This is a genomic window from Longimicrobium sp. (genome assembly GCF_036387355.1).
GTDB lineage: Bacteria > Gemmatimonadota > Gemmatimonadetes > Longimicrobiales > Longimicrobiaceae > Longimicrobium.
The window spans coordinates 1-5,865 of sequence record NZ_DASVTX010000461.1 but is presented as its reverse complement, the minus strand read 5'-3'; the positions used below and the strand labels follow the sequence as shown (position 1 = coordinate 5,865).

The 5,865-nt window shown below is 72.5% G+C and carries 5 protein-coding genes; 3 read left to right on the top strand and 2 right to left on the bottom strand.

Translation table 11 applies throughout. The features are described 5' to 3' along the window. Together VF665_RS20015 and VF665_RS20010 are read left to right on the top strand one after the other, a co-directional pair. Positions 1-1,548, top strand: a 1,548-nt coding sequence (locus VF665_RS20015; RefSeq protein WP_414679158.1) for a protein kinase domain-containing protein, incomplete at its 5' end; no start/stop codon positions are given. Next, complete coding sequence (locus tag VF665_RS20010) at positions 1,545-2,429, top strand: hypothetical protein (protein WP_331055232.1); 885 nt, start codon at positions 1,545-1,547, stop codon at positions 2,427-2,429. The genes VF665_RS20015 and VF665_RS20010, both read left to right, overlap by 4 nt. Before the next feature lie 64 nt (positions 2,430-2,493). On the opposite strand, the gene VF665_RS20005 is transcribed toward VF665_RS20010, so the two are convergent. Beyond that, positions 2,494-3,336: a PPK2 family polyphosphate kinase gene (locus VF665_RS20005; protein WP_331055231.1), complete on the bottom strand. Its 843-nt coding sequence runs from the start codon at positions 3,334-3,336 to the stop codon at positions 2,494-2,496. Positions 3,337-3,524: 188 nt separating this feature from the next. After that, positions 3,525-4,811, bottom strand: a complete 1,287-nt coding sequence (locus VF665_RS20000; RefSeq protein WP_331055230.1) for an NHL repeat-containing protein — start codon at positions 4,809-4,811, stop codon at positions 3,525-3,527. 280 nt (positions 4,812-5,091) lie between these two features. On the opposite strand from VF665_RS20000, the gene VF665_RS19995 reads away from it, so the two are divergent. Beyond that, complete coding sequence (locus VF665_RS19995) at positions 5,092-5,784, top strand: HAD-IA family hydrolase (RefSeq protein WP_331055229.1); 693 nt, start codon at positions 5,092-5,094, stop codon at positions 5,782-5,784. Positions 5,785-5,865 lie beyond the last annotated feature (81 nt).

The window sequence follows — 5,865 nt, the reverse complement described above, 5'->3', positions numbered from 1 at the left end:
AAGCTGCTGGACTTCGGCATCGCGCAGGCGGCGGACGCGGCGGCGGCGGCCTCGGAGCCGGGTGACGGAACCGTCGCGCAGGCGCGCGGGCCACACACGCCCCGGTACGCCGCGCCGGAGCAGATCCGCGGCGGCGCGGTGACGCCTGCGTGCGACGTGTTCGCGCTGGGGCTCACCGCGCTGGAGATGCTGGGCGGCCGCCACCCCGCGCAGGTGCACGCCGCCGCCGATCCCACCGCGGCCGCGCGGGCCCTGCACGAACTCCGCTCGCTGCATCCGCACCTGCCGCGCGGCGTGGACTCCGTGCTGCTGCGCGCCGTGCATCCCGATCCGGGCCGCCGGTTCCGCAACGCGGGCGAGCTGGTCGGCGCGCTGCACCCGCTGCTGGAGGTGGTGGGCGGCACCATCCACATCCGCCCCCGCGCTTCGTCGCAGCTGGATCCGTTCATCGCCGTCTCCGCGGAGCCCACGGAGGTGGCGGACGCGCCGACCGAGCCCACGCCCGCCGTCGCGCCCGCTCCCATCCCGATCGCGTCACCGCCCGCACCCGCGGCGCCATCGTCCGTCGCTGCGCCGCAGCCGATGGCGGTGCCGCAGCCCGTAGTCGCCGCTCCTCCCGCTGGATCGCCCGTGCCCGCTGTGCCTGCATCCGCGGCCGCGGTCCCGGCGGACGCCGCTCCGGAGGCGGAAGATGCAAAGCCGCGTGCGGGGCTCTGGGGAACGCGGCGGGAGATCGCGCGTTCCGTGATGTGGGCGGGGCTGCTGCTGGGCCTCGTCGCGGCGTGGCCCGCGATCCGGGAACGCCTGCCGGTACGGACCGCGCGGCAGATGGTGACCGGGCTGCTCACCCCCGAGACGCCGTGGACCGACGCGGCCGAGGCGGAATACCGGCGCGTGAACCGGCTGGGCTACATTCCCGGCGACACGCTCGGATTCCAGCTCCTCGCCACCGGCGCCGCGGACGTGGACACGATGGCGGCCCGCCTGGCGCAGCTGAAAAAGGCGGGACTGCGCGCCGGAGTGGGCACGCGCGCCGTCTATCCCGAGCTGGGGCGGTACGACGCGGTTCTGCTCGCCGGGCCGTACACGGAGGCCGAGCGCGCGGCCAAGGCGGATGAACTGCGCCGCTTCCAGGGCCGCTGGAGCGAAGACGCGCGGCCCATCCGCCTCGTGCTGCGCCGCGGCGCGTTCGAGGACCGCCCGCGCACCGTTCCGCCCTCGCGCGTGGCCCGGGCGGAATACGAGCGGCTGGTCGCGCTGGGGATGTCGGAGAGCAGCGTGCTTCCCGTGCGCATCGCCGGCTCCTTTGCCGACACGTCGCTCGCGGCGGCGCGCGCCCGGCTGCGGGCCGTCCGCGCTGAGGGTCTGCGCGGCGGGATCGGAGACCGCGCCGTGTATCCGCAGCTGGATTCGGGGCGCGTGTACGTCATCATCGGCCCGTACCGCACGGCGGAGATGCGGACGCGCGAACGCCGCATCCGCCACATGGAGCGCCGGTTGGACGAGCGGTTCCGGCCACGGACGCTCTGGATGCGTGATCCACAATGACCCTGGAGCCGCATACGACGATGGAGGCGCACACGACGAGGGACGAGGGCGCGCGCCCGGGGCCGCCGTCGCGAACCGGCGGGCGGATCGGCATCCGCCGGCGCTGGGGGATCGCCGCCGCCGCGGTGCTGCTCGGCGCGGCGCTCTGGCTCTTCATCCGCCCCATTCGGCTGGCCGTGAACGGTGCGGCCGTGGGCCCGTGGACGGCGGTGGACGAGAACGAACTGCGCCGGCTGAACCGGATGGGCTACTTTGCCGGCGACACGGTGGAACTGCAGGTGCTGGGCACGGTGCCGCGCACCATCGATGCGCCGCGGCTCATCAAGGACCTGAACCGCGACGACGCCGTCCGCGCCGGGGTTGCCGGACGGGCCGTGTACCCCGGCCTTCCCGCGGACAGCGTGTACGTTCTCGCCGGGCCGTACGGTTCTCCTCTGCTGGAAACCGAGGAGCGCGACATCCGCCTGGCGGCCCGCAAACGATGGTCGCGCGCGCCGCGCCGCATCCGCCTGGCCATCCGCGACGGCGATCCTCCGGGCCGCGGTGAACTGTCGCGCGTCGCCGAGGCCGAGTACTACCGGCTGTGGTGGGAGGACGACCTGAAGTGGCCCGTGTATCCGGTGCGGATCGCGGGTGTGTTCGCCGAACGCGACCTGGCCGCGGCGGGCCGCCGGCTGCGGCGGGTGCGGAGCGCGTCGCTGCGGGCCGGGATCGCCACCCACGAGGTGTACCCGGCGCTGGAACCCGGCAAGGTATACGTCATCATCGGCCCGTACCGCACCGAGCGGATGCAGTGGGCGTCGCGGCGCATTCCGCCGCTGGAGCGCGAGACGGGCGAGCGGTTCCGCCCGCGGACGCTGTTCCTGCGGCCGATGCCGTGAATGCGGAGGGGGACGGCGCCGCGCGGTGCCGTCCCCCCCTCTCGCTCTGCGCCTGCGCCGTGACTTACCGCGGCTGTGCGGCCTGCAGGTCGCGGAACGCCTGCAGTTCCGCGAGACGCGCGTGGCTCATGGCTTCCAGCGCGTCGGACCAGGAGCGGCGGTACGGCTTGAGCCCGTGCACCAGCGTTTCGGTAATGGCCAGGTTGCGGTACCACTTGCGGTCGGCGGGCACGATGAACCAGGGCGCCACCTCGGTGCTGCAGTGCCGCAGCGCGTCCTGGTACGCCTCCTGGTACTCGTCCCAGCGCTCGCGCTCGCGCCAGTCGCCCGCGGACAGCTTCCACGCCTTGCCGATGTCGGCCTCGCGCGCCAGCAGCCGCTCCTTCTGCTCGTCCTTGCTGATGTGCAGAAAGAACTTGAAGATGAGCGTGCCGCTGGCCGCAAGCATGCTTTCAAACGCGTTGATCTGGTCGTAGCGGGCGCGCCAGACGGCTTCCGGCACCAGGTTCTGCACCCGCGCCACCAGCACGTCCTCGTAGTGCGAGCGGTTGAACACGCCCATGATGCCGCGCGCCGGTGCCACCCGGTGCACGCGCCACAGAAAGTCGTGCGACAGCTCCTCCAGGCTGGGCTGCTTGAACGATTCTACCCGGCAGCCCTGCGGGTTCAGGTCGCGCATCACCGCGCGGATCGCGCCGTCCTTGCCGCTGGTGTCCATTCCCTGCAGCACGACGAGCACGCTGTTCACGCCCGCCGCGTACAATTCTTCCTGGATGGCGTCCAGCTCGGCATTCAGCTCCGCGAACCGGGCGGCGCCCTTCTCCTTGTCCATCCCGCCGTTCTCGCGCGTGTCGTATTCCGACAGGCGAACCTTGGTGCCGGGCTCGATCCGGTGTGCGTAGGGCATTCCGCGTCGTCGTGGTGGCGTGGTGGATGAACTGCGCTTGGTCCGCAGAGTACGACGCGGCGTCCGGTGCGGCAACCAGGAATGGGTGCGCGGGCGGGAGATGACGACGGCCGGGCGCATTGCGCGAGGGCACGGCGGAACCGCGGGGACGCGCGCGCCGGCGGAGAGCCGGCGCGCAAGGGACGGGATCAGGGAGTCGGGGCGGGGAGGCGGAACCGGGCGATCTGGTGCGCGTTGCGGTCCGAGGCAAACAGGTCGTCCCGGTCGCTGATCGCGAGGCCGAAGATGGCCGCGTGCCCGCCGAAGCCGCCCAGGTGCCGGCCCTCCGGATCGAACACCTGGATGCCGGAATCGCTCACGTACACGCGGCCCCGCCCGTCCACCGCCAGGTCCATGGGCGACTGCAGGCTCCCCGCGCCCTCGCCGCGTCCGCCGAACCGGTCCACGAAGCGGCCCTCCGGCGTAAGGCGGTACACCTCGCCCGTGCGCTGGTCCAGCACGTACAGCCTGCCATCTCCCGCCACCGCCACGCGCTCCGCCCACACGTCGTCGTCACCCACCACCGTCTTCAACTCGTGGCTGGCGAGCACGGCACCGGTGCGGCTCAGGTGCATCAGCCGCGACCATCCCTCCAGCGCCCACAGCGTGCCGTCCAGCGCCACCGCGACGTCCTTGAATGACGCCGAGCGCGGCGCCGCAACGTCGTCCAGCCGCGTGCCGGTCGCTCCCTCGTACCGGCGGATGGCGCCGCGCTGCACCACGTACACGGTGCCGCCGCGGTCCGCCGCCATGTCCTGCATGGGCATGTCGGGATCGGCCGTCCACTGCGTCTGGAAAGTGCCGGCGGAGTCGAACACCTGCACCCGGCCGCCGCTGTACTCGGCCACGTAGATGCGCCCGCTCCCGTCCAGCGCCACCCACCGCGCGTCGTCAAAGCGCCCGGCCCCCGTTCCCTCGGCGCCGAAGCGCGTCACCGTCTCAGCCCACTCCGCGGGCGCGTCGGGCACGGGCGGGGCGGGAAAGGTGATCCTGGGCACCGCGGGCCCGGAGAAGGACGCCGGGGCCGCAGCCGGCTCCGCGCTCCCGTTCATGATCACCAGGATCCCGGCGACAGCCAGTGCGGTGACGGCGGCCACCGTGAGCGCCCCCCGGCGCAGGCTGGGCGGGGCGGGAACGGTGCCCGGCGGCTGCTGCGCCTCGATGCGCGCGATCGCATTGACGGCCTCGTGCAGGGTGCCGCCGTGGCGGGCCCGGTAGATCTCGACCGCGGCGTAGCGGTTCCCCTCCCGCAGCAGCCGCACGATTTCTTCGGCCGCGTCCGTGCCGGGGGACTGCTCCGCCATCACCAGCGGCGCGCCCAAGCGATCCGTCAGCAGGGCGTCCGCGCCGCAGTACGGGCAGCGCACGGATGCACTGCGGGTCGCGGTGGTGTCCAGCGGTCCGGAACAGGTGGGGCAGCGCAGCGGCGTAGGCATGGGGATGCGCGGAAAAGGTGGTCGATCGAATCCCATCATGATGCGCTCATCCGGCGCGGCGGGACAGGTTCGAATGACCCGGATGGTCCGCTTTCCATCCTCCCATTCCCCCGCGACCTCCGCCACCCCCGCGTCCTCCGACGAGGGGCAGTTCAGCAGCGTTTGCCGCCGCACCAAGCGGTGGAAAAACGCACTCGCGCGGGGTGGGGCGGGGGCGTACCTTGTCGGCCGCCGCGGGACCCACGCGGGCCGGGCACCGCCCATCCATCCGCAGACGCCGATGAAGCCTCCCCAAGCCATTCTGTTCGATGCCGGCAACACCCTGGTGTGGCTGGATCATCCGTTTCTCGTGACGCTGCTGGCGGAGCACGGCATCCACACCACCGTGGACGAACTGCTCGCGGCCGAGCACGAAGCCAAGCTCGCGCTGGACGAGCTGATGCGCACCGGCAGGGCGGGCAACGACGAGTCGCGCGGCAAGCTGCTGTTCGCCGAGATCTTTCGCCGCGTGGGCGTGACGGACGAGCAGTTCCCGCCACTGGCCAAGAAGCTGTGGGCGCGCCACGCCGAGTCGCACCTGTGGAAGAACGTCCGCGAGCACACCGTGGAGGCGCTCGAGGAACTGCGCCGCCGCGGCTACCGGCTGGGCGTCATCAGCAATGCGGGCGGGCGGGTGGAGGCGCTGCTGGACAGCGTGGGGCTGGCGGCGCCCTTCGAGTTCATCATCGACTCGCACACCGTGGGCGTGGAAAAGCCGGATCCGCGCATCTTTCGCCTGGGCGCGGAGCGGATGGGGCTGGATCCGTCGGACGTGGCATATGTGGGCGACATCTACGAGATCGACGTGCGGGGCGCGCGGGCGGCGGGAATGCGGCCCATCCTCATCGACCCGCTCTGGCGCTTCAACGACGCGGACTGCGAGCGCATCCGCGCCATCCACGACCTGCTGGACCTGATGCCCGGGGCCGCGTGAACCGCCGGGGATGGTGGGACGGCTACTTCGACGAGACGTTCGTCGACATCTACCGCGACTTTCTGACCCCTGCCCGCACGC